We start from the raw sequence: 22,905 nt of genomic DNA, 5'->3' as shown, positions 1-22,905 counted from the left end.
GGCAAAGGTCGAAAAGCAAAAAAGGGGCACTTCGCAGCGCCCCTTTTTTGCTTTTGTTAGCTAATCTAACCTTGCTGTTCTGCCAGTACTTCTGCTAACGGGCGAAAGCCAGCGGGGACTTTCTGCGCGTCGTCTTCGGGAGAGTAGGGGTATACTTCCAGAATCGGCGTCAGGTTTACGTCAGTGATTTCGTATGGAATGAGCATGGTGGCGAGGCTTTTTTCAATGCGCTCGATGGCTTGCTTGGGGCTGTCGGCATTGACGAGCATAAAACTCACAATTTTTTTCTCTTTAACGTTAGCCGCGCCTTTGCTGTCGTCGATAGAAACGTAAAACGTTTTGCACTTAAACCATTTTTCGCCGCCTTCATCTTCAAAGTGAAACACATCCGACAGCTTCATGCGGGTGAGGCTGCTGATTTGAAAGTCGGGGGTGTTGTCGGCCACGATGCCGTACAGGCGCGCCTCGGCGTCGGTGTACGAAACTGCATCCACCAAATACGCTTCTGAGATGGATTTGAGCGCTCCGTTCTCCTGTTCCTGTTGATATTTAATTTTTCCTAAGTACCAGCTTGGCATAATGTAATGAGTGATTTAGTGAATTTCTGATTTCTGATTTCTGATTTCTGATTTCTGATTTCCGATTTCTGATTTCCGATTTCTGATTTCTGATTTCTGATTTCCGATTTCCGATTTCCGATTTCCGATTTCCGATTTCCGATTTCCGATTTCCGATTTCCGATTTCCGATTAAATTGGGGCATCAAAGATAATGGAATTTCTATTTGAGGTCTTTCAAAATCTCTTCGATGGCTTTGTCGAGTTGGGGGTCTTTGTCGGTTAGGCGGTCGGTGAAGGTCTGCTTGACGTAAATGTCGGGCGTAGTGCCTTCTTTCTCAATGTTTTTGCCATCCAACGTGTAGCAGCCCCATGCGGGTAGGCGGTAAAAAGAGCCATCTACGAGTCCTTTGCCTGAAGTGAAAATAATCCAGCGGTAGGTTTCTGTGCCGATGATTTTTCCGAGTTTGAGCGCCTTAAAACCCGTCGCGGTCATTTCGGCGTCAGACAACGATTGTTCGTTGATTAACAGCACAATCGGTTTGGCCGCTACGCCAAAATTGGGCTGTGGCGTGAGCGCTCCTTCGCGGTATTTCCACTGTAAATAAGGCTTTTGGGCCAAGAAATTTAGGACCAAATCGTGCACATTGCCGCCTGTGTTGTAGCGTAAATCCAAAATCAAAGCGTCTTTTTTGTACCAATCGCGGGTCATATCCTGCACAAATTTGTCGTATTGTCCCAAGCCCATGTCTTTCATGTGGACGTACGCAATGCGGTTTTTTGATTTATCATCCACGTATTTTTGATTCCAATCCATCCATTCGTCGTACAGATTTCCCGAAAGCGACCCCTGCGGATGTACTCGCACGGTGTAAGCTGTATCGGCACCCTTGCGACGGAAACTCAGTTCCAACTCGGTGTCGGTGGAGGGTTTGGTAAAATAAAAATCGCGGTTTTGGAGCGTATCTACGGCCAGCCCGTTTACGTGCGTCAGCACATCGCCAGGCAAGATTTTTTTGCCGTGTTTGTCGGCGGCACTGCGTTTTACCACGCGCTCGACCACGTAAGGACGCTGCGTGTCAAAGAGTATACCTGACTCCATCGTTTGCGATTTGTAAAAAACGTCCTCTTCTTTTCCGTTTGAATAAAAGCCCAAATGCGATGCGTTGAGTTCGCCGAGCATGTCATTAAACAACGTCCTGAAATCTTCGCGTCGGTTAAGAAACGGCAGGAATTTAGCGTAGCGGTCCCGCAAAACTTTCCAGTCGGCGCCGTGGAAGGTTTCGTTGTAAAAATTCTCTTCAACACCCGCCCATGCCTCGTAGTACATCTGCCTAAACTCCTCCTCTAAGCTACGACGGAAGGTATGGTTGATTTCGACTTCGTCGGCTTTGTTGGTTTCGTAGTTGAATTTCTTGATTTTTCCGTCGGTTAAGATGTAGTATTTGTCGCCCGTCTGAACCAGCTCATACTCATCGGCATCGTCGGCTTTTTCGGTTTTGGTTTTCTGAAAAGGCTCATAGATGCTGCGCCAAAGTTTGTCGTTTCCTTCCTGATGGTCAGATATGTAGTACACGTAGGTTTTGGCGTCTTTCTGAATCACCGCCGGTGTGCCTTGTTGTCCATACGACGGCCCCACCTGTTCCATGCGTTCCCATATATCCGTCAAATCAATCTCGATAGGTTTCTCCTCTTTTTTAGGTTTTTCCGCTTTGGGCTTGTCGTCTTTTTGGCCTTTTTTCTTTTTCTTATCGTCAACTTTCTTTTCTGGTTCGGCGTCTTTCTTTTTTTCTTCGGGCTTAAACAACTCCTCAAATTTTTCCAAACGGTACGGGTCTTCCAGTTTGGTCAGCGCGAGTCGGTACACCTTTTGCTTACGTGGCCCGAAAGGATAACTCGGATTGAGCCGGTCTGACGAAAAATAGATGTATTTGCTATCTGGCGACCACACCGGTTCGCCTTCAGAAATGCCCGTATTGGTCAAATTGATGGTTTCGTTTTTCTTCAAATGATGCAGAAAAATATCCTTTTCAAAATTGCGATAAGTCGTAAACATCACATACTCGCTGTTGGGCGAAAAGCGGGGCGAATCATTGTAAAAACCCCATAATTCATCTTTGACGATGGTAGTGCTTTCTTTCGTTTTGAGGTCAATCGTGCGGACTTCATTGCGGCCGCTGAGGTAGACGCCCAGCGTGCGGTCTTTGTTGAACGAAATTTGGCGATTACTTTGGGCTTCCTTGGTGATTGGAGTAAGCACACCTTTGCCGTCGGCACGCATCGTGAACCAATTTTGATAGCCCCCTACCGTTTGGCCAATCAACAGGGTCATGGTGTCGGCGAGCCATTTTACTTCCAGCACCCGCTCGTTGGGGGTGGTTTTGAGTTGTTTGACAAACTTGCCTTCTAGGTCGGAAACAAACAGTTCTCCGCGTGCGACGAAGGCCAGTTTCTTGTTGTCGGGGGCAACGTCAAACGCTGAAATATTGCCGTTCACTTTAAAGTCTTGGCCTTTGGAAAGCGTAAAATTGCGGACAATGTTGAGCTTAACGGGGGCGCTGGTTTTGGTGGCTACGTCGTAAATCCACGGCTGATAATCTTTTTCAAACACCACTTTACGGCCGTCGGCGCTCACCTGCGGGCGTTTGATGGATTCTTTAAAGGACGTCAAAGCCGTTTTTTGACCGTTGAGAAAGGTGTAAAGATTGTACTCACCGTTGGCCTCATCGGAGACAAAAAACACGTTGGCATTGCGGTCAACGGTAGCCCACATATCCTTGCCTCGGTACTCCGTGTATTTTTTGTAAGCGTTGGTTTTGGGGTTGTACGATTGAATATCAGGGTTAAAATCGCCCTTGTAACCTTTGCGCATGGCCTGCTGGTCGCTTTCCCAAGTGTCGTTGAAAAAAAACTCTCCCGTTGGGCTTTCGACGATGTTGTGGGTGCGATTGAAATAATGTTTGAACAGGCGGCGGGGCGTACCCCCTTTGATTGAAACCGCAAACGTAGTTCCTCCGTTTTGTGGGCCAGACTCAAAATAAATGGTTTGCGAATCCCATGACCACGCTTCCACCAAATCGTAGGTACTGTGATGGGTGAGCTGTTGGATGCTACCGCCTTCTATGGGCATAAGGTAGACGTCGCTGTTGCCGTTTTCGGTGCCGCTAAACGCCAGCCATTTGCCGTCGGGCGAAATACGCGGGTGTGATTCACTGCCCTGCATGGCCGTAATTCGGGTAGTGAGGCCTGTCCCTAAGTCTGTTTTCCAGAGGTCAGATTCGTACGCGAAGACTATCGCGCTGGCGTCAGGGCTGAGGGTAGGGTGGGTAGCAAAATGAACTTCCGATTGTGCGACAGAAAGTAGGGGGATGAAAGCGTAAATGGCTGTAAAAATGGGGACGCTAAAAAAGGGTTTTAACATGGCTTAGTAAGTGATTGTTACGTAAAAGGGTTGTTTTGCCAAAAATAGGAAATTAATGCGTAACCGCTTCCCAGTTTTGGAATTCAATTTATGCCAGTTCGTCGCATCTTGGTGCTTCTGTGCCTTTAAATTTGGTCAATGATTTTACTTTTGATGAACGACGAGCTAAATAGTACAAAACAAAGCAGTGGTTGAGGCGTATTCTTGGCTAAAAAAAGATGAGAAATAGCCCAAATATGCAGGAAATAACGCTTTTATTAGAATTGAAAAATGGTATTATTTGAATAATTTATTCTGTTATGTTGGGCGTAAATAAACATACATAAAATTAAATTTTGTCGAAACTTGATATAAGAACTATATAATGCAATCTTTAAAAATTGTTTACTTCCTCGTTTCTCAAGTTGTCTTAACCTAACCTACTATGCACTTCAAACACTTCCTAAAACCATTTATTGCTTCCTGTCTTACGTTTTCAATGGCTGCCGTGCAAGCGCAGCAGATTGACGAAACCTACAATCAAAAAATCAGGGAGTATACCACTGATACGCGGTTTTTGCCTTCTTCGGTCCTTAATTTAATCGATGACCCTAAGGTGCCTTCGCCGCGTAAACATTTTGGGCAAATCATTGGCGCGCCCGGCGTATTGCACCACACGACCGAGATTTATGGGTATTTTCAAAAACTGGCCCAAACGTCGCCTTTTATTACGGTTCAACAACAGGGAATCAGTGAAGAAGGACGCCCCATTCAGCTGATTGCCATCGGTAATCAGGATGCCATGAAGCGGGTGGCCCATTACCAAAAGCAATTGGCGTTGTTGGCCGACCCTCGCAAGGTAACCCCGCAAGAAATGGAGAAAATGCTGGGTGATACCAAACCCGTTTATTACCTCAACGGGGGGCTTCACTCGCCCGAAATGGGTTCTCCCGAAATGCTCATGGAGCTGGCTTATCGCCTGATTACAGGGCAAACAGAAGACATTAAAACGATTCGTGATAATATCATTGTTATCATCAATCCCGTATCTGAACCCGACGGTTGGGACAAGCAGGTGGATTGGTACAATCGTTACACCAAAAACCGCAAAGACTACGACGATGGTTTTCCTCGGGTGCCGTATTGGGGTAAATACACCTACCACGACAACAACCGCGACGGCTTACAAATGTCGCAGGCGCTGACCAAGGCCATGTACAAAATTTACTACGATTGGCACCCCACGGTTATGCTGGATTTGCACGAGTCAGTGCCGTTGTTGTACATCTCGACGGGAACGGGGCCTTACAACGATGCCATCGACCCGATTACCATCGGCGAGTGGCAAACCATGGCCAACCACGAAATGACCGCCTTGGCTTCACAAGGATTGCCGGGGGTGTTTACGTGGGCGTTTTATGACGGTTGGAATCCCGGGTATGCGTTCTGGATTGCCAACAACCACAATTCTGTCGGTCGTTTTTACGAAACCTTCGGTAATGCAGGTGCCACTACCTACGTGCGCGATTTGTCCAACCAAAAATATTCGGGCGACCCTGTTACGAGCAAAGAATGGTATCGCCCCAATCCAGCTACTGCAAAAGTAAACTGGTCGTACCGCAACAACATCAACTACATGCAGGCAGGTGTGTTGGCTGGCTTGACCTATGCGGCCAATAATCGGCGCTTGTTGTTGACCAATTTTTACCAAAAAGGCGTGAACGCCATCAAAAAAGGCAAAGAAGAAACACCGCGCGCGTTTGTCATTCCCAAAAAACAAAGCGACCCTGTGATGGCGGCGTATTTGGTAAATCAACTACGTGGCCAGGGTATTGAAGTACATAAGTCAACTTCGGATGATTATGTAGTTTTATTGGAACAACCTTATCGCAATTTGGCCGTGTCGTTGTTGACCAAACAGAATTATCCCAAAGAAGCCAAATTCCCGTCATACGATGATGTTGCGTGGACATTAGGGTACTTAGATGGGGTAGATGTAAAAGCGCTTGACAATGTTAGCTACGCCGCGAGCGACCTTAAATTACTGACTGAAGATGCCAAATACACGGGTAAAGTAGACGGTGAGGGGACAAATTACGTCATTAATTACAAAGCCCAAAACACGGTATTGTCGGCATTGTACTGGTTGAAAAATCAGAATAAAACGAGCAAAGCAACGGTTTTGGAGGCTAAAACGACCTTGGGTGGAATAAAAGATACGTTGGCAGCAGGTTCGGTGGTGTTGCAGGGCATCACGGCCGACCAAGCCAAAAGCATTACGTCGCAGTTTGGACTTGATTTGGCGGCTACTACCGCCACACCTACCGTCAAACAGCACGAAGTGACGTTGCCACGGGCCGCCATTTACCACAGTTGGTTCAATACCCAAGATGAAGGATGGGTGCGGTTTACTTTCGACCAGCGCGGTATTCCGTACACATCTATCGAAAAAGATGACCTGATAGCGGGAGATTTGCGCAAAAAATACGACGTCATTGTCATTCCTAAAATGCGCGGAACGGCGAGCGATTTTATTCATGAAATCGACAAAAAATTTGGCCCACTGCCTTATACCAAAACGCCCGAATTTCCGTCGCATGGTTTTCCTGATGCTACCACCGACATGACAGGCGGGCCGGGCTTTGAGGGGATTAATCAATTGAAAATGTTTGTAGAAGCCGGTGGTATATTGGTGACCTTGGACAACACTTCAACGATGATTGCCGAAACGGGCATTTCCCGAGATTTGGATAAAGTAGAAACAACGGGGCTTTATCATCCGGGTTCGATTGTAAACGTCAAAATACGCAAATCTGACAGCCCCATTGTGTACGGTTATCCCGAGGTGTTCCCGATTTTTAAAGGCATTTCGCCGTTGTTGCAAACTAAAAAATACAATCGTGACATGATGGTATTGCAATACGGTACTAAGCCGTTGAAAGAAGAAGAAGAATATACTGGTCCGATTATGGGTTTACCTGAGCAGAAACCAACGAAAGCTGAAGCCAAACCGAAGAAAGAAGAACCCTACGTGCTTTCGGGAATTGTCAGAAATGAGCAGACCATCATTGGCCACGGCGGTATTTTCAATGTACCCGTTGGGGCAGGGAGATTGGTGGCGTTTACGTTCAATCCGTTGCACCGTTTCATCAACCACCACGATGCCCCGATGGTTTGGAACGTGCTCATCAACTGGAATCAGTTGGGATTGGGAACCGCAATGCCTGCTGGAACCGAAGGCAATAAATAACCTATAATAGATTGAACAGTCACGCAAAGGCGCAGTGAGCCTTTGCGTGACTGTTTTAATTCCCTAATTAGCTTTTCTTAACCCTTGCTCTATGAAGCCTTTTTATGTTTACGCATGTCTTTTTCTGGGGACTTGCCTTTCCATCTCGACTGTGTCAGCGCAGCAGATTGATGAAACCTACAACCAAAAAATCAAAGAAGCCACCACCGACCCGCGCTTTCTGCCTTCGTCGGTGCTAGACTTGGTCAATGACCCTAAGATCCCGTCGCCTCTGAAACAGTTTGGACAAATTATCGGAGCAGCGGGTACATTACACCAAACGTCGGAGATTTACGGGTATTTTCAAAAATTAGCGCAAACGTCGCCCAACATTGTGACCGAGCGAATCGGGACGACCGAAGAAAATCGTCCTATTCAAATGGCCGTTATCGCCAATGCCGCCACCATCAAGCGGCTCGACCACTACAAAAAACAGTTGGCTCTCCTTGCCGACCCGCGCAAAGTGAATCCCGCCGACGTACAAAAAATCGTGGGCGATAGCAAAGTGGTTTATTTTCTCAACGGCGGAATGCACGCCTCCGAGACAGGCTCGCCCGAAATGTTGATGGAATTAGCTTATCGTTTGGTAACGGGGCAATCCGAAGAAATCAAGGCCATTCGGGACAACATCATCGTGATTATCAATCCCGTTTCGGAACCCGACGGATGGGATAAAATGGTGGATTGGTACAACCGCTACACCAAAAAACGCACCAATTTTGAAGACGGAATGCCCGCCTCACCGCCGTATTGGGGCAAATATGTTTTTCACGACAACAACCGCGACGGCCTCCAAGTGTCGCAGGCCATCACAAAGAGTATTTTTAAGGCGTATTTTGACTGGCATCCTACCGTGATGCTCGACTTACACGAGTCGGTGCCGTTGTTGTATATTTCTACAGGAACGGGGCCGTACAGCGAAGCGGTAGACCCCGTGGCCATCGGCGAATGGCAAATCATGGCCGATCACGACATGACGACGTTGGCAGGGCAGGGTTTGCCCGGCGTGTTCAATTGGGCGTTTTACGACGGTTGGTATCCAGGCTACGGAATTTGGGTTGCCAACAACCACAACTCTGTGGGACGTTTTTACGAAACCTACGGCAACGCAGGGGCCAATACCTTTATGCGTGACTTGGCCAATGCCAAATTCGCGGGTGATAACGTAACGAGTCGGGAGTGGTACCGTCCGTATCCTGCCACGGAAAAAGTGTATTGGTCGTTCCGAAACAACATTAACTATATGCAGGCGGGTGTGTTGGCGTCGCTGGGGTATGCAGCAACCAACGGAAAGTTGTTGCTGAAGAATTTTTACACAAAGAGCTTCAATAACCTCAACAAAGCCGCTAAAGAAACACCCAAGGCGTTTGTGATTGGCAAAGACCAACGCGACCCTGCTATGGCGGCGTATTTGGTCAATCAGTTACGGATGCAGGGAATTGAAGTCCACAAGGCAGAGTCGGGCAAAAATCAGGGGGATTATGTGGTGGTGTTGAACCAACCTTATCGTAATTTGGCGGTGTCGTTGTTGACCAAACAAAACTATCCCAAAGAAGCCAAGTTTCCACCTTATGATGCTATCGCGTGGACTTTGCAGTATCTCAATGGTGTGACCGTAACGCAGCAGGATACACTCAAATACGACCTCACCGACCTCAAAATGCTCACCGCCGATGCCAAATTTGAGGGCAAAGCCGAGGGGGAAGGCAGCCATTATGTGCTGAATTATAAAGCCCAAAATACGGTTTTGTCGGCGGCTTATTGGATAAAATCTCAAAATGCAAGCGCTAAAACCATCGTGCTTGATGCTAAAACTACCCTCGAAGGCCGCAAAGATACGTTGGCGCAGGGGGCCGTGGTGTTTACGGGCATCACCCCCGACCAAGCCAAGCAGGCAGCGGCCAAATTTGGCTTTGATTTAATACCCACCAAAACGCTTCCTGCCGTGAAGCAGCACGAAGTAAGCCTGCCGCGCGTGGCGATTTACCATACGTGGTACCAAACGCAGGACGAGGGTTGGTCGCGCTATACGTTTGAGCAGCGGGGCATTCCTTACACATCCATTCACAAAGACCACCTCAAAAAAGGCAATCTGCGGGCGCAGTTTGACGTGATTTTGGTGCCGCGCGTGGGTGGTACGGGCGCTAATTTTCTCCACGAAGTTGATACCAAGTTTGGCCCGATGCCTTACACCAAAACCGCCGAATTTCCCTCACACGGCACACCTAGCAGCACTGACGACATGACGGGAGGCCCGGGCTTTGAAGGTGTGGCGGAATTGAAGAAATTTGTGGACGCGGGTGGTGTGTTAATTACGTTGGACAATTCATCAAGCATCATGTCCGACCTCGGCATTGTGCGCGAATTGAAGCGGTACGAATCGCCCACGTTGTTCCATCCGGGTTCCATCGTGCAGGTGAAAGCCCGCAACCGCAACCACCCCATTATGTACGGTTATCCCGAAGTTTTCCACGTGTTCAAAGGGCAGGGCGCACTGCTCCAAACCGAAAAACGCGACCGCGACATGATGCTGATGCAGTACGGCACCAAACCACTCAAAGAAGAGGAGGAATACAAGGGCCTTGTGATGGGAATGCCGGATAAAAAAGAAGTAAAAGACCCCAAGCCAGCAACGCCCAAACCCGAGCCGCCTTACGTGCTGTCGGGCATGGTGCGCAACGAGCAGACCATCATCGGTCACGGCGGTATTTTCAACGTACCTGTGGGCAAAGGTCAGGTAGTCGCCTTTACTTTTGACCCGCTTCACCGCTACCTCAACCACCACGATGCGCCCATGCTCTGGAACGCAATTTTGAATTGGAACGCGCTGCGGTAAAAAAAGCAGAACGTCGGCGAGGGCTGGGCACCCCCGTTCTAAACCTCGCCGACGTTAGCTCAACCACCACGACGCGCCTATGCTTTGGAATGCGATTTTGAACTGGAACGCGTTGCGGTGACCCTTAAACTTAGAATGTTTTTAAAATCTTATAGGCTTACCAACTGATTGTTCTGACCAAACAAATAAATCAAATGACTCATTCTGCTAAAAGTGTGCTAGTATTTGGTATTTACCTTACGCTTGTAGGCGCAACGCTCTTGATGATACCTAATCTTTTTCTTACCGTAATTGATGTGGCTAATACGAGTGAAGTTTGGATACGATTATCTGGAATTTTACTAATGGCGTTATCAGTGTATTACATCGTTGCGGCAAAACACAATTTGCCCGTTATTTTCAAAGTGACGGTGTGCATTCGTTGCAGTATTATTTTTTTCTTTTCTGGATTTGTTTATTTACAAATGATGGAACCTGTAATGCTCACCTTTGCGGTCTTTGATTTTGCTGGTGGGGTATGGACTTACTTGGCGATGAAGAAAGAAGGCAGTTGGTAGAATCTATTTCTCATAAATACTGTAAACAACTCCCCAATTTTATCGCAAAATAACCGCTTTTTATCATCAAAACCCCTCCAAACGCCCTTGTTAGCATTCGCTTTTCCCCATTTTCTTTTTACTTTGTGCTGTAAATTAGATAATACGTCAACTACTGTCACAACAAACTGAAACCTGAATGAGAAAACTACTCCCACTTTTTATCATCTTACTTTTGTGCAACATCGCATGGGCACAAATCCCTTCCCCCAAGGAGCATTTTGGGTTTAATGTCGGCGATGATTATATGCTCGCCAATTTTACCCAAACTGAAGAGTATTTCAAGAAATTGGCGACCTCTGACCGGGTGAAACTTCTCTCCATCGGCAAGACCGAAGAAGGCCGTGACCAGCCGATGATGATTATTACCTCGCCCGAAAACCACAAAAAACTGGCTCGCTTTCAGGAGATTTCGACCAAACTCGCCCGCGCTGAGGGACTCACCGACGCTCAGGCCAAAGCCATGGCCGAAGAAGGCAAGGCGGTTGTGTGGATCGACGGCGGTATTCACTCCAACGAAACAGTGGCGTGGATGCAACTCATCGAAACCGCGTATCAGCTTGTGAGCCGCAAAGACGCCGAAGTAACGCGTATTTTGGACAATGTGGTCATCCTCCTAACACACATCAACCCCGATGGGCAGGAGTTGGTGGCCAACTGGTACATGCGCAATCCTACGGCTGACCAACGTAAGTTGGATTATCTACCAAAGCTGTACCAGAAATACGCGGGTCACGACAACAACCGCGATTTCTTCATGCTGCAATTAAAGGAAACCCAGAACGTAGGTCGTCAGTTGTTTGTAGACTGGATTCCGCAGATTATGTACAACCACCACCAACGCGGCCCGGCAGGGTCGGTTTTGGCGGGACCTCCGTACCGTGACCCGTTCAACTACGTATTCCACCCGTTGATGATTACGGGCATTGACGCCCTCGGAGCGGCCATGATTAACCGCCTCATTGCCGAAGAAAAACCCGGGTTTACGCGTTTGGGCGGCTCGGTATTCTCGACTTGGTACAACGGCGGTTTGCGTACCACTACGCACTTTCACAACCAAATTGGATTGTTGACCGAAATCATCGGTGGGCCTACGCCCGAAACCGTTCCTTTGGTGCCCAATCGTTTGATTCCCAACGGAAATACGCCTTTTCCTGTTACCCCTCAAAAATGGTATTTTAAGCAATCAATCGACTATTCGGTATCGTGTAATTACGCCGTGCTAGACTACGCCGCTCGTCACCACGATGAGTTGTTGTATAACATTTACGTCATGGGCAAAAACTCCATTGAGCGCGGAAGCAAAGATTATTGGACGCTTTCTCCCAAACGCTCAGATGCGATTGTTGCGGCGCAAAAAAATGACAAAAGTGCTCAGCCGGAATCGGGTACTCCAGCCCCTGACCCATTTGGCATGAGAGGCGGGATTCCGACAAAATACTACGATATGGTGTTGAAAGATACCACTGGGCGTGACGCTCGCGGCTATATTATCACAGCCAACCAGCCAGATTTTGCCACCGCTACGAAGTTTGTGAATGCGCTGATTCGTACGGGAATTTTGGTCCACAAAGCCACGGCTGAATTTACGGTTGCTGGCAAAAAATACCCCGCAGGTTCGTTTATCGTCAAAACGGCGCAGTCGTTCCGTCCGCACGTATTGGATATGTTTGAGCCCCAAGACCACCCCAACGACTTCCCATATCCGGGTGGCCCTCCAACGCGGCCTTATGATGCGGCCGGCTGGACGTTGGCTTACCAAATGGGCGTGCAGTTTGACCGCTTGCTGAATGCTTTCGATGGTCCGTTTGAGCGTATCCCTTACGGCGAATTACAAACTCCATCGGGTAAAATCGACGCTGCGGCTCCCGCAGGATATACGCTGAGCAGCCGCGCCAATAATTCTTTTATCGCGGTCAATGATTTATTGGGTGCGGGTATTCCAGTGTTTAGAATGCCACAAGGCATCGGTGCCGCAGAGGCGGGTGCTTTTTACGTACCAGCCTCGGCAAAAGCCAAATCGCTCTTAGAAAAAGCCGCCAAAGACTTGGGCATTATAGCCACGGGCGTGGCCAAAAAGCCCGCAGGGGCCATGGTGAAAGTAGCGCCGATGCGCATTGCACTTTGGGATACCTACGGTGGCTCGATGCCTTCGGGTTGGGTGCGGATGTTGATGGAGCAGTACCATTTTCCAATTGACGTTATCTACTCTCAAGCCATTGATGCGGGCGACTTGAAGAAAAAATACGATGTGATTATCTTCGTAACCCGGGCAATTCCTGCCGCAACTACGGGTCGTGCTGAGGGTGAGTTTGGTGGCAGAGAGCCTAAAGTAGAAGAAATTCCTGATTCTTTTCGCCCGTGGTTGGGTCGCATTACGGCCGACAAATCTATTCCCCAGATTAAGAAGTTTTTGGAAGAAGGTGGCAAGGTAGTAACCATCGGGAGCAGTGCCAACTTGGCGTACCACTTGGGGCTCCCCGTTCGGAATGCCCTCGTTGAAATGACCAATGCTGGAACGGAGCGCCCGTTGCCTGCTGAAAAATATTATATTCCGGGCAGTATTTTGCGCGTAACGCTTGACTCAACCCAGACCGCTACTTGGGGAATGGCCTCACAAAGCGACGTGTATTTTGATTCGAGTCCAGTATTCAAATTAGCCCCCGATGCCATCGCCAAAGGACAAGTTAAGCCGTTGCTTTGGTTCTCAACCAACAAGCCGCTTCGCAGCGGATGGGCGTGGGGACAGCCGTACTTACAGGACGGAATTACGGCTTTTGAAGCGCCAGTGGGAGCGGGGAAATTGACCGTGTTTGGCCCCGAAATTACCTTCCGGGCGCAGGCGCAAGGAACGTTTAAGTTGCTCTTTAATCAGCTGTATTCAACGACTCCATAGCCGCAACTAGACATTATCTAATTTTTTTTTGGGCGCTAAGCAGGTATAAACTGCTTAGCGCTTTTTTTTTACACTTGTGTGCCCGGTTGCTCACAACCGCGTGTACAAGCAATATCTTTTTGGTAAAGCACTTAAAGTTTTGTACGAATACTTAATGCATTGATATTCAGCCAATGGAACATAATAGTAAATGTTTGGAACATGAGAGTAAATGTTTTTTTGGGTGGTGAAACAAACGAGTAAAAGAAAAGAACATTTGTGCTAACACCCGTCTGATGCGTGTGCTGACCTTTGAAGATTCTTAAACTCATCGGTTCTCGCATATGAAAACTTTCATTTTTGCAATTATTGCAGGGATTAGCTCCTGCCTGTCCGTCTATTCTCAAGAAGTAAAATCAATTAAATACACTTCCCTCCCTCCCGACGGTATCATCGCTTTTATGGCGTATGAGACGCCGCCCGAATCCCGCACCAATCCCGACGCTACTGTTGCCGACGTTTCTCCCGATAAGGCCTGGCTACGGCAATTTTCGCAAGCACTGCTGGGGCGTATTGCGTACCCTGCCCGGGGAAAAGCCTACAACATTGCGGGAAAAATGTTTGTAAATCTCGGCATTGATTCAAAAGGCAGGGTAAACGTTCTTTCGTTTGGCCAATCTTTGGGGCGCGATTTTGAGCAATCCATCATCGACGCGGTAGGGCGCGTTTCGGGTTCAAAACTTAAACCCCTTGCGCTGCCTGTGGCGGGTCAGCTTCATTTTTCACTTCCCATACTTTTTACTCCTTAAGTATTTATTCCTCCTTGGTTTTGCGGGTAAAGACAAGCTAAAAGGCTTTGTAATGGCTTGACAATCAGTTGATGAAACAATGGAGGAAAGCATAAGCACTTAAACACTTCTGACACATGATAATAGGGGCCGTTTTGCTCGGTGTGGTGATGGGTTTATTCTTTGGCTTAAAAAAGATAAAGAGACAAAAAAAAGACCTGTACGCCCCCGCCGAATACCTGAAACACTTACGAAACGCTTCAAAAAAAAGATGAAGAAAAATTACTCAACAATGGATTCATTTGCCCAAACGCAACTTGGGCGTCTGGGTGCCAAATCAGCCCTTTTTCGGATTCAGTGGCCCACGCGGCTCTTTGCCTTTGTGGGTTGGATTGGGCTTTTAGTTGTCGGAATTTATTACCCACTTAGCGTAGGATTAGCCCTTTTCGGGGTAGGTTTTCTAAATTATGTGCTATTGTTGAGCTTTCGTATCAGCAATAATTTTTTTAAGAAAACACCAACAACGGATAATTCCTTCATTGGTCAATTGCCCTCGTGGCCGAGTTTTTCCATTTTGGTGCCGCTCAAAAACGAGGACGAAGTCATTCACGCCACGTTGCGCTCGATTGAAGCGCTCGACTACCCCCAATACTTGATGCAAGTCATCATTGTGGTGGAAGAAACCGACCAACTGACCCGTCGGAGCCTTCGCAGCGTTACATTGCCCAGTTTTTTTAAAGTGTTGTTGATTCCGGCGCTGCCGCCTTACACCAAAGGTCGGGCGCTTTTGCACGCCTTACCGATTGCGACTGGAGAATATATCACGGTGTACGATGCTGAAAGCCGCCCCGAACCTAGTCAGCTCAGAAAAGCGGCTTTGGCCTTGGCTGAGGCGAAAGAAACGACTTGTTTTCAGGCCAAAATCAGTATTTCCAACCGTTCGTCAAGTTGGATAAGTCGTCATTTTGCGGGCGAATATTACGAATGGTACGAGCGCCACATGCGCGCGTTGTCGGCGCAGGGATTGCCTTTTGGCTTGGGCGGTAATTCCTTCTTTTTGTCCAAAATTGCGTTAGAAAATGCGGGTGCGTGGGACCCCTTCAACGTGACGGAAGATGCCGATTTGAGCGTACGGCTCGTAGAGCAGGGCGTAAAACTCCAGCTTTTGGAAAGCCTAACGACCGAAAGTTGCCCTGATTCGGCCACCAATTGGATTAACCAGCGGACGCGTTGGAACAAGGGACTGTTCATCACCCAACTGGTACATTTACGACGTACGCTCTTCAGTCGGGGTTTTGGTCTTGAAGGTTGGTCAAGTTTTTGGTTGCCAATGATTAGTTCGGCCCTTACTCCATTTTTCAATATTTACATTCCCATCTACATGATAATGAGCGATTTGTCGTATACCACAATAACGGCAATGAGCCTCAGCTTATGGTTGTTGTTGGCCTTTAATTTGAGCTGTTCGTGGGTGATTAACTTCAAAACCTACCGTCAACTTGGTATAAAACAATCGACTTTAGGTATTCTTTGGGATACTTTTCGCTATTTGTTTTTGCACCTCGGTGCGGGTTTTAAAGCCTATGGCGAATATTTTTTGGCCCCCATGCACTGGCACAAAACCGACCACACCGAGCCAGAACAATCCAATCACCCTGCTCCTTTACCCGAAGCTCAATTTTCCTTATCCTAGTTTTATTTCCTTTTCTTAAACCTTGCAATTATGGTACTTTATAGACATTTACTAAACGTTATGGGGCTGATGTACTTAGGGATTTTATCGGTCATCGCCACACCCACCCTAATCCCAAACACCCACCTTCCAGTAGCCGTAGCTACCGTTACGTGGGTGGGCGGAACGGCGGGTTTTGCCCACGATTGGAACACGCCTTCCAACTGGTCTACCAATGTGGTACCTACCAATACCGATAATGTCATTATTCCAGGAAGTTTGGCGGATTATCCGGTGCTGAACACCAACGTCTCCATTCAAACCTTGAACGTAGAAGCAGGGGCAACGCTTACCGTCAATGCCAGTAAGGAGCTGACCATCGCGGGCATTGGGGATGATGTTAGGCTGATTGTTTTGGGGACGGTCGAAAACAACGGAACCATTACCGTTAACCAGATCACTTCCAATACCGCCAATGCGATGCAGTTGTCAGGGGACGGGCAGTTTAAGAATAATACTGGGGCTACCCTGTCAGCAGCCACTATAGGTTTTTATGGTATTCGAGTAGAGGGCAATTCAGTATTGCTAAACCAAGTCGGTGGTACAATTAGCTTTGCAGGGTTCTCGGGTTCAATGTTTTTGTCAGGTAGTGCTTCTCCCGAAAGTGTACAAAATCACGGAAAGCTAACCTTGACAGGACAGATAGAAAAGTACGCGGGAACGTTCCACAATTACCCTTGTGGGGTGGTAAGCCTTCTCGCAGGAGAAGTGTATAACAACGGCGGCCAAATCATCAACGAAGGTTTTTTCAGCGCCCCCGCTAACCTCAACGGCACTGCGGCCGATTTTATCAATGATGGCATCGTGTACGTAAGTGGTTCGGCTTCTTATACCAACAACAAAATCAGAATCTTCAACAATGCTCTGTCAACCGGTATTTTTGAATTTGGAGCCTCCAACGACCTGACCGTTGCGGGGATTTATAAAGATGATGCCGCTACGGCTTTGGCAGGAGATTACAATCAGGTGACCAATACCTTCACGCACTTTGGCTTGTCGGTTGGTTCGCAAACGCTCTATGCCAAAGTTACCCGCCCAGGTGGTACTTGCCCCCAAATTGTACCCTTTACGTTTGACGTTACTACGGCTTCTACCTTCACCACGCAGCCCAGTAGCCAAGTCGTTTGTGCAGGTGGGTCTGCGGCATTTACAGTAGCCATCGCCAATGCGGTGAGTTATCAGTGGCAAATTAATACGGGCGGTGGCTGGATCAATCTATCTGCCACGAGTCCTTACTCGAACGTAACCTCGGCCACGCTCAACATCAGCAATGTGGATGGCTTGAATGGCTACCAATACCGCTGCATAGCAACTGGCCCAGGCGGGGCAAGCGCTACGTCCAATGCCGCCACGCTCACCATCGGTGCGGGAGGAGGCTCAAATCCCACGGGCACGCTCACATGGACGGGAGGAGTGGATACCGATTGGAATACGGCCTGTAACTGGTCACCTGCGAGCGTACCCACGGCTACCAACGACGTGGTGATACCTGCCACCACGAATGAACCCATCATTGGTTCAGGAACGAGTGTGGCTCAAAATATAACGATAACTGGTTCAGGGGCGAGTTTAACCGTAAATGTGGGTGCTACATTAACAATTTCATCTACCACATTTTCAATTCAGGTGAATAATGCAGCAGAATTGGCCAATAGAGGCACGATAAACTTAACCATAAGCGGCTCCAGCGCCCAGTCTGGATTAGAAGTAAATGATGGAAGCATTGTAAACTACGGCGTTTTGAATGTGACGAATCTTCTCAATGAAGGTATTGGATTGAACAGTGGTACTATTAACAATAAGACGGGAGGAATCATTAATGCGAATGGGAGAGTTGGTACTTATGTGGTTTCTGGTACGCTTACCAACGAAAGTGGCGCTTCTTTTTTCAGTACTGGTTCTAATTCATCCATGATTTTGAATGGAGGGAGTGGCAGTGTCAATAATTCAGGTTTGATAGATCTAAGTGGTCAGGTTGAAATTTGGGGAACTGAACAAATCGTTAATAATGCTTGCGGTAGGCTGAAAGTGCGAGGTAGTTATTATAATCAGAATAACTCCGCAACAACCAACCAAGGGTTGATTCAAATAAGCGGTTTATTAGAGAAAGCGTCTAGTGCTACCTTCACCAATAACGGCGTATTGAAATACGGCTCTCTGACGGGTACAGTAACCAACGCGACAAACTCATCCCTCATCGTCAACAATACCCCTACGCCTATTTTTACCTACGGAGGTACCTACGATGGCGTTATCAACGGTATTTTTAAAGATTCACTAACGACCCTCTCGGCGGGTACGTTTACCGCACCCAATACCTTTGCGCCTTTGGGCTTGCCAACAGGTACTCAAACGCTGTATGCCAAAATCACGCCCCAGGGCGGTGCGTGCAGTTATGTAGTGCCGTTTAGTTTTGCGATTGCCCCAGGGGATTATACCTGGACGGGTGCATTGTCTAAAGACTGGAATACGCCTGACAACTGGCTGGTAGAAGGCAATATCCCCACCGTTGCTCCAACGTTTGGCTCACAAACGGGAAATCGTACGCTTATCCCCGTCGTTGCCAATGGTAATTATCCCGAGGTAACCGCCGCTTCGGGCGCTCGTTCGGTAACCATTGCAGCCAATGCAAGTTTGACCATTAAAAGCACGGGCAATTTGAAAATTGTGGGGAGCGATACCGACGGCGTGACCAACGCAGGAACGTTTACCAACAACGGAACGGTACTGATTGACTCGTCTTATAACGATGGATTTGTGAACCAAGCGGGCGCTTCGCTCATCAATACCAGTGCCTTCACGGTTCAGAGGGGAACGGGCAACCGCCTCGAAAACTACGGCAGCCTCAACAACAGCGGTACATTTACCGTAGGCGGCGGCCTTGGTACGGCCATACTCAACCACCCTGCGGCTACCATTACCAATACTTTAACTTTTGGGGTGAGTGGAGGGTTGACGGGTGGTATTGTCAACCAAGGTACGGTGGATAATTCGGGGCAATTGACTTTTAATGGGGGTGTTTCTGAGACCTTGTTTGTCAATCAGGAAACCGTTAAAAACCGCTCTGGGGCTACAATGACCATAAGTAGCCACAAAACTCTTCTTTTCGACAATCAGAAATTGGTGGAAAATGAGGGGACTTTTAATATAGGTGGTGGAGACAGGGGGGCTATTAACCGAGAAGGAGCGACGATACGCAACAAGACAGGAGGAACATTGTATGTGAGTGGGACTGACAAGACACTATTTAGAAATGGCGGCCTCCTTGAAAACTACCATATAGCCATCTTTTCTGGTACTCGTGATACTTGTTTTTATAACTTACCCACGGGTGAAATTAAAAATGAGGCTAGTTTTAGCATTACTAGTGTTGGTACTAATGGAGGAATTGTCAACTTGGGTAAATTTACCCACGGCTCGGCAGGAACTTTAAATCTCAGTGGGATGGGTGGTATAGCATTTAAAAACGGCGGCACATTTTTGAGTACTTCAGGCTGTGTAATCAATTCAGGGTCTATGAATGACCTACTTCTAAACCTACCCAATGCCGTATTTGAAAATAAGTGTGCTACTACTTTCGGGAGTTCTCGCAATGCCATCGTCAACCAAGGGCGATATACGCATACGGCGGGTAGCTTTACTGTAGGGAATTTGAACACTGTATTGGAAAATTCAGGTTATGCGGAGATTAACGTGCCTTTTACCTCAACTGGGCAGTTGGGCCAATACTTTGTCAATAGTGATACCTTGCTGTTAGGGCCTCAAACTGTGGTTACTACGAGTCCTATGTCAAACCATGGCATACCACTCACTAATACAAGCACAGGTTATGTACATTCAGAGGCTGATTTTGTGATAAGTTCTACCACTACCATCATAGATAACGCGGGTAAAATGGTACTGGGCAGTCAGTCCTCTATCAGTGGGGTGAATATCGGTACGCCCATCGTCAATACGGGTAATCTCACCAACGAGGGCACTGTCAACTTTACCCGCTTCGGAGGCTATGGCATTGATAACTCAGGCACGTTTGTCAACAAAGGGCGTTTTGAAACTGGCAACAGCGACAAAAGCATTCGCAACAACGGCGGCACCATCGAAAACGCGGGCGTGATGGAAATCGACTCCGTGTTTCGGGATGCGGTCTTGCAGGAGGGCAGCGGCAGTAGTTTCACCAACACCGCTACCGGCCAAATCAACATTGATTTTGTGTTTGGCAACGGTATCAACAACACCGCAGGAAGTTTTGTCAACAACGGGGAAATGATGATTGCCCAAACGGACACCGTCGCGCTGTCGGGTATCAACAATGCGGGTACGTTCCAAAACAACAAACTCATGCGCATTGGCGGCGTGGGCAAAATCAAACAGCACGGAATCTACAATACGGGTACGCTGACCAATACCACCGATAGCCGGATAGTTCTCCAAAGTGCCGAAGGCTCGGGTATCACCAATCAGGGAGGAACGGTGACCAACCAATCCTGCTCCTACATCGAGTCAACGCCTGTGATTCTAAATGCCGCTGGGACGTTCAGCAACGCGGGTGTCATTACCAAGCGTTCTGATAACCTCATGGCAGTCAGCAATATAAGCGCTAATTCGGGTACCATCGTCAATGAAGATGCCGACGATTTTACCGTGACGGGCACCAACAGCGGCGCGGTCGTGGGTTCGGCTTCGATTGCCTATGTCGGTTCTCCTTTTACCAATTCTGGCACAGCTACCGTCACGCTCACGGGAGCCACGGGCGGAAGCTTTAGCGCAACCCCGTCGGGGCTGTCGCTCAATCCAGCCACGGGAGAAATAAATCTGGCCGCTTCTACGCCTCAAAGTTACGTTGTTACGTATATGATAGCGGCGGCGGGTGGCAGTTGTCCAGCCGTGACCGACACGGCTTTGGTATCTATCAAGGCACTCAATGTGAGCCAAGTTATTTATGTCAATGGTTCAAACACGTCGCTGGGTCAGGATGGCAGCAGTTGGGCCAACGCTTTTGCAAGTTTACAGGCGGGTTTGAGCGCCGCGTCGGCATTGACGGGGGAAGATATTCAGGTGTGGGTGGCCGCAGGAACCTATAAGCCGGGCACGTTGCGCCGAGATGTGTTTGAGATTCCTTCGGGGGTACGGGTATACGGCGGTTTTGCGGGCAGTGAAAGTGAGTTGAATCAAAGGAATTGGCGCACGCAAAAGACGATATTGAGCGGAGAAATTGGCACGTCGGTTTTGAGCGACAATGTCAACCACGTGGTGGTGTTGAGCAATACTAATGAGCAGACCCGTTTGGATGGTTTTGTGGTTGAGAAAGGCTACGCCGATTATTTTGTGCCTACGCAAGGGGCAGACTTAACCAACCCGACCTTACTTTCTTCGGGGGGCGGAATACTGGTGCTTAATCGGAGCCGAGGTTTGATTACAAATTGTGTGATTACCAACAATCGAGCAATTGGCGGTGGCGGTATTTTGCTCAGAGATAGCAGTGAGGTAAGTATTACAAACAGCATTATCGTAGGCAACGAAGCTACCTTCGGGGGGGGCATCTACATGGAAAGAGCAAGACAGCCGCATTTGGAAAACCTTCTGATTGTGTCCAACAAGGGAGTAGGGGGAGGCCTGTACCTCAACTACAGCGCACCGATACTGACGCATTGTACGATTGCATCCAATCAAAGTGCTAATAGTACCCCGGGCGGAATTTTTAACGCCAATTCATCGGCGACTTTGCAAAACAGTATCTTATGGGACAATAGCGGCCCTCAAACGACGTCAGGCATCAGCATCCGATACAGCATTGTGCAAGGCGGGTTTGCGGGCACTGGCAATATAAATCGGGATCCGTTGTTTGTGAAGGCCACCCCGCTGGGATTGTCACCGACGGTCAATTTGGGGGATTATCGTTTGCAGGTATGCTCGCCCGCAATCAACGCGGGCGACAATGCGGCGACTACGCTGAATCTGGATTTGGACGGCAACGTGCGCCCTTTTGCTACTGGCTTGGCAATTGTTGATTTGGGGTGTTATGAAAGCCAAAGTACGGGTGGTGGCGGCCCTGCGGTATTGAATGTGAGTGAGCCAATAACGGGCGGCACCGTGCTGAAAACAGGTGGCCGAATCACGGCAACGAATCAGGTATCGGGCGCTACGGTGGAGTATAGAGGGAGTCAGTCAGTAGCGCTGTTGCCTGGTTTTGGCGTTGCTGGTAGCGTGTTTGAGGCCGTAATTGGCGGGTGTGATACGGTTGTTCCTACGGCTGTTGAGAATAATTCACAGAAATAACTCGAAGAAAAATGACGGCTACGGTAGGTTTAGCGGTAGGAGAAAGCGTGGTGCATTTGCCACGCTTTCAGACCAAGAGAGGAGAGCGAGCAATCGACTTGAAGCAGATTGTGTACTTGAGTGCGCAGAGCAATTATACCATTTTCCATTTAATCACGGGAGAGGAGGTTCTGACTACGCTGTCGTTGAGCAGCTATGCTTCGCTGTTAGAAACTCGGGGTTTTATTCGGATTCATAAATCCAGCCTCTTGAACCGACATTATTTGGGTAAGTGTCGACTAATACGGAGTGGCGAGTTGATGCTGCCCAATGGAAAAGTTATTGAGGTAGCCCGTCGGAAGCGAAGTTCGTTAAAGAAGATAGCAAACGAGAATGACGCCAAATGATTTAGTTTTATTCTGGTTTAATGATTGCTAAAAGTGCCTAATTAAAAGATATAGAAGAAGCTTATTTGTGGTCATCGGCAAACACAATTAAAAACAATAAACCCGCGATACAGTAGACCTATTTGTTGTTTTTGTTGTAATCATCATATATTTGGCGTTAAACTCAACTTG

The 22,905-nt window shown here is 48.1% G+C and carries 10 protein-coding genes; 8 read left to right on the top strand and 2 right to left on the bottom strand.

Annotation, left to right across the window (positions count from 1 at the left end; translation table 11 throughout):
* Positions 1 to 65 precede the first annotated feature (65 nt).
* Both DVG78_RS18955 and DVG78_RS18945 read right to left on the bottom strand, forming a co-directional pair.
* Complete coding sequence (locus tag DVG78_RS18955; protein WP_114069317.1) at positions 66 to 578, bottom strand: DUF4494 domain-containing protein; 513 nt, start codon at positions 576 to 578, stop codon at positions 66 to 68.
* 201 nt (positions 579 to 779) lie between these two features.
* Positions 780 to 3,977 carry a S41 family peptidase gene (locus tag DVG78_RS18945; protein ID WP_114462622.1) on the bottom strand — a complete coding sequence of 1,066 codons (3,198 nt, stop codon included), beginning with the start codon at positions 3,975 to 3,977 and terminating at the stop codon, positions 780 to 782.
* Between the two features lie 424 nt (positions 3,978 to 4,401).
* On the opposite strand from DVG78_RS18945, the gene DVG78_RS18940 reads away from it, so the two are divergent.
* The 8 genes from DVG78_RS18940 to DVG78_RS18905 all read left to right on the top strand — a co-directional run bounded on the left by DVG78_RS18940 (position 4,402) and on the right by DVG78_RS18905 (position 22,734).
* The gene (locus DVG78_RS18940; RefSeq protein ID WP_114462621.1) at positions 4,402 to 7,206 is read left to right on the top strand and encodes a M14 family zinc carboxypeptidase; all 2,805 of its coding nucleotides are present in this window, start codon (positions 4,402 to 4,404) and stop codon (positions 7,204 to 7,206) included.
* A 91-nt stretch (positions 7,207 to 7,297) separates the two neighbouring features.
* Positions 7,298 to 10,081 carry a M14 family zinc carboxypeptidase gene (locus DVG78_RS18935; RefSeq protein WP_114462620.1) on the top strand — a complete coding sequence of 928 codons (2,784 nt, stop codon included), beginning with the start codon at positions 7,298 to 7,300 and terminating at the stop codon, positions 10,079 to 10,081.
* Between the two features lie 194 nt (positions 10,082 to 10,275).
* Positions 10,276 to 10,638, top strand: coding sequence for a hypothetical protein (locus tag DVG78_RS29920; protein ID WP_147277118.1), 363 nt, complete (start codon positions 10,276 to 10,278; stop codon positions 10,636 to 10,638).
* A 178-nt stretch (positions 10,639 to 10,816) separates the two neighbouring features.
* A complete protein-coding gene (locus DVG78_RS18925) occupies positions 10,817 to 13,573 on the top strand; it encodes a M14 family metallopeptidase (RefSeq protein ID WP_114462618.1) in 2,757 nt (918 codons plus the stop codon).
* A gap of 323 nt (positions 13,574 to 13,896) precedes the next feature.
* Positions 13,897 to 14,361 carry a hypothetical protein gene (locus DVG78_RS18920; RefSeq protein ID WP_114462617.1) on the top strand — a complete coding sequence of 155 codons (465 nt, stop codon included), beginning with the start codon at positions 13,897 to 13,899 and terminating at the stop codon, positions 14,359 to 14,361.
* A 250-nt stretch (positions 14,362 to 14,611) separates the two neighbouring features.
* On the top strand, positions 14,612 to 16,033 hold the full coding sequence (locus tag DVG78_RS18915; RefSeq protein WP_114462616.1) for a glycosyltransferase: 1,422 nt from the start codon (positions 14,612 to 14,614) through the stop codon (positions 16,031 to 16,033).
* Between the two features lie 30 nt (positions 16,034 to 16,063).
* Positions 16,064 to 22,348, top strand: a complete 6,285-nt coding sequence (locus tag DVG78_RS18910; RefSeq protein ID WP_147277117.1) for a right-handed parallel beta-helix repeat-containing protein — start codon at positions 16,064 to 16,066, stop codon at positions 22,346 to 22,348.
* 11 nt (positions 22,349 to 22,359) lie between these two features.
* A complete protein-coding gene (locus DVG78_RS18905) occupies positions 22,360 to 22,734 on the top strand; it encodes a LytTR family transcriptional regulator DNA-binding domain-containing protein (protein ID WP_114462614.1) in 375 nt (124 codons plus the stop codon).
* The last annotated feature ends 171 nt before the right edge of the window (positions 22,735 to 22,905 follow it).

The sequence above is a fragment of the Runella aurantiaca genome (genome assembly GCF_003339505.1).
GTDB lineage: Bacteria > Bacteroidota > Bacteroidia > Cytophagales > Spirosomataceae > Runella > Runella aurantiaca.
This window is presented reverse-complemented; position numbering and strand designations above follow the sequence as displayed.